The organism is Streptomyces sp. NPDC007162, from assembly GCF_040634175.1.
Taxonomy (GTDB): domain Bacteria; phylum Actinomycetota; class Actinomycetes; order Streptomycetales; family Streptomycetaceae; genus Streptomyces.
The window spans coordinates 1-3263 of sequence record NZ_JBEYFC010000759.1 but is presented as its reverse complement, the minus strand read 5'-3'; the positions used below and the strand labels follow the sequence as shown (position 1 = coordinate 3263).

General features: G+C 73.6%; 3 protein-coding genes and 1 pseudogene. 1 reads left to right on the top strand and 3 read right to left on the bottom strand.

Annotated elements, in window-relative coordinates; translation table 11 throughout:
* Nucleotides 1-1033: ricin-type beta-trefoil lectin domain protein (locus tag ABZ646_RS43465; protein ID WP_360532414.1), on the top strand; the 1033-nt coding region annotated here is incomplete at its 5' end.
* Nucleotides 1034-1043: 10 nt separating this feature from the next.
* On the opposite strand, the gene ABZ646_RS43460 is transcribed toward ABZ646_RS43465, so the two are convergent.
* The 3 genes and pseudogenes from ABZ646_RS43460 to ABZ646_RS43450 form a co-directional block, all read right to left on the bottom strand.
* A complete protein-coding gene (locus tag ABZ646_RS43460) occupies nucleotides 1044-1532 on the bottom strand; it encodes a universal stress protein (protein ID WP_360532420.1) in 489 nt (162 codons plus the stop codon).
* A 16-nt stretch (nucleotides 1533-1548) separates the two neighbouring features.
* Nucleotides 1549-2808, bottom strand: a complete 1260-nt coding sequence (locus ABZ646_RS43455) for an arsenic transporter (RefSeq protein ID WP_360532417.1) — start codon at nucleotides 2806-2808, stop codon at nucleotides 1549-1551.
* 55 nt (nucleotides 2809-2863) lie between these two features.
* Nucleotides 2864-3263: pseudogene (locus tag ABZ646_RS43450) on the bottom strand (hypothetical protein); the annotation flags it as partial.

The window sequence follows — 3263 nt, the reverse complement described above, 5'->3', positions numbered from 1 at the left end:
GGCGATCCGTTCGCTTTCGGTGCGGGGAGCTCCGCTGCTCGGGATCGCGGGGGCGTACGGCGTCGCGCTCGCCCCCGCGACGGCCGCCGGCAAGGACCTGGTGGTGCACCCCGCGGCCTCCCGGCGCGCCCAGCAGCGCGCCGCCCGCCGGGCGCGCCGCCGCAACCTCACGGTGGCCGTCGGTACCGTGAGCGGTCTGGTCGTACTGCCGCTGGTGCTGTGGGCGGTGCTGGGCACCGGCGACGACTCCGGTACGGCCGCGGCCAAGCCCTCCGCCAAGCCCGGCGCCGGCAGCTCCACCTCCGGTCCCTCCTGGGTCGGCACCAGCCAGACCACCCAGGGCACCCTGCGCGGCAGACTGCACAACATCGCCTCGGGCCTGTGCATCGGCGTGGTCGGCAAGAAGGCCGTCAAGGGCGCCGAGACCGAACTCGCCGCATGCTCGTCGGTCGCCAGCCAGCAGTGGACGTACGAGGCCGACGGGCAACTGCGCAACGGCGCCGACCCGGGTCTGTGCCTCGACTCGCACCTCGGCTACTCCGTGCAGCTCGCCCCGTGCTCGGCCGCCACCGGATCCGGCGCCCGGAGCATCCGCTACGACTTCACCCTGCAGGGCGCCCTGGTGCCGCGCTGGGACCAGGACCTGGCGCTCGCCCCGGCGGCCACCGACGGCGGCGGTTCCCTGGTCGTCAAGACCCGGGCGAACGTCGGCGCGCAGCGCTGGGTGATGGACACCTCGCAGCCCGACCTGCAGATGCAGATCGTCAACTGGGACGCCGAAACGAGCCCGACGCCGACCGCGTCCCGGACCCCGACGACCAAGGCCGCCCGGCCCGCCACGCCGGCCCCCACCCCCTCGGCGTCACGGACCACCGCACAGCCGACGCCTTCGAGCACCGCCCCCGGCCACAACCCGTGCGAGCAGTACCCGGGCTACTGCTACGGAGGCGGCCAGTACGGCGGCGGCTGGGGCTACGGAGGCGGTTACGGCGGCGGTTACGGCGGCGGTTACGGCGGCCGCCAGCACCGCTGAAGCGGCGGCCTCAGGGGTGCGGCGGCGCGGGCGGCATGGTCGTCAGGTCCGGTGCACCCTCCGGCCACACCAGCAGCACCGGACAGGGCGCGTGGTCGACGACGAACCGGGCCGCCCTGCCCAGGCTGTGCGGCCCGAGCCGGGACCGGTCGCCGTCCCGGGCGACGATCAGCAGACCGGCCCCCTCGGCGGCGGCCACCACCTCCCGCTCGACCCGGCCGGTCCGCTCCAGCCGGGTGCACGGCAGCCCCAGCCGTGCCTCGGCCGCGTCGAGCAGTGCCACCGCCGACTCGCCGCCGAGCTGCACCAGCCGCCGCTCCGGGTCCGGTCCCGAGCCCGCCCGGCCCAGCAGACCGGAGAACGCGCCGTGCGCGAGTCCGGCCACCCCCGGCTCGGTCACATGCAGCAGCACCACCTCGGACGCCTCCCGCGCACCCTCGCGCGCCGCGTCCACACAGGCCGGCCAGGTCCCCTCGACCAGCCAGACGATCACCCGCATCTCCATGGCCTCCTGTCTAGGCACCGACCACCTGGAGCGCCCCCCACAGTGCCACCACGGCCCCGCACAGCGCGACCGGCACGGCGAGCAGCCCCAGCCGGGTGAACTCGCCGATGTCCACGCCGTGGTCGTGCTGGTGCACGATCCTGCGCCACAACAGCGTCGCGAGCGACCCGGCGTAGGTGAGGTTCGGTCCGATGTTCACCCCGAGCAGTACGGCGAGCACCGCGCCGGGGCCGCCGGGCACGGCCAGCGGCAGCAGCACGAGCACCGCCGGCAGGTTGTTGATCAGATTCGCCAGTACGGCGGCGAGCGCGGCGATGCCGAGCAGCGCGGGCAGTCCGCTCCCGCCGGGCAGGACGTGCCCGAGCGCGTCGGCGAGTCCGTTGTCGACGACCGCCCGTACCACGATGCCGAGCGCCAGCACGAACGCCAGGAACGCGGGCGCCGCCGCCTTCACCACCGTCAGCGGGGTCGCCCGCCGCCGCACCAGCGCACGGCCGGCCAGCACCAGCGCACCCGCGCACGCGGCCCACGCCGGGTCGATGCCCAGCGCCGAGGTGAGCACGAACCCGGCGAGCGTGCAGCCGACCGTCACCAGCGCGAACACCGGCAGCCGCGGCGGCTCGCCGGTGTCCTTCGAACCCGGGGCCGCCGAGGACAGGTCCCTGGCGAAGAACCTGCGGAACACCAGGTATTCCGCGCCGATCGCCACCAGCCAGGGCAGCGCCATCAGTGCCGCGAAACGGGTGAAGCTCAGCCCGCTGGCCGCGAACGCGAGCAGGTTCGTCAGGTTGGACACGGGCAGCAGCAGCGAGGCGGTGTTCGACAGGTGCGTGCAGGCGTAGACGTGCGGTTTCGCCCGTACCCCGGACCGGGCCGCCGTCGCGAACACCACCGGCGTCAGCAGCACGACCGTCGCGTCCAGACTGAGTACGGCCGTGATCAGCGACGCCAGCGTGAACACCGCCGTCAGCAGCCGCACCGGCCGTCCCGCCGACCAGCGGGCCATCCATGCCCCGCAGGCCTGGAACAGGCCCTCCACGTCGCAGAAGTGGGCGAGCACCAGGACCGCGGCGAGGAAACCGACGACCGGGCCCAGCTGCTCGGCCTCCGCCCGGGCATGGTCGACGGAGATCGCGCCGGTGGCGATCACCACCCCCGCCGCGGGCACGGCGAGTACCGCCTCCGGCAGGCCACGCGGCCGGATCACGGCCCATGCGAGCACGGCGGCGAGCAGGACGACGGACAGGGTCTCGGCGAGCGGGGTGTTCAGGGCGCGTTCCTCAGGACGTGATCAAGTGCGGCCCGCCCATGAAAGCAGACCAAGGTTACGAGGACCGGTTACCCGCCGTGCCCAGGAACTCGGCCCACCCGCCCGTCGGCTCCTGCCCCGGGTTCAGCGTGCGCAGCTTGCGCAGCACCGCCGGGTCCTGCGCCTCCAGCCACGCCACCAGCTGCTTGAAGGAGACGAACCGCACGTCGTCGTGCTCGGCCATCTTGCCGATCGCCTCCTCGACGGCGTCCATGTAGATGCCGCCGTTCCAGCGCTCGAAGTGGTTGCCGATGAAGAACGGCGCCCGGTTGGTGGTGTACGCCCGCTCGAAGCCGGCGACGTAGCTGTCCCGGGCCTGGGTGCGCCAGGCGTCGTACTGGGCCTTGTCGCCCAGCGGGTTGCCGGCGGACTGGTTGTACAGCATGTTGTAGTCCATCAGATCGTAAGAGAACACT

What these genes read in the sequence shown, in the direction of transcription:
- ABZ646_RS43460 (WP_360532420.1), bottom strand. Translation starts at nt 1,532, where the DNA reads ATGCGGGTGATCGTCTGGCTGGTCGAGGGGACCTGGCCGGCCTGTGTG.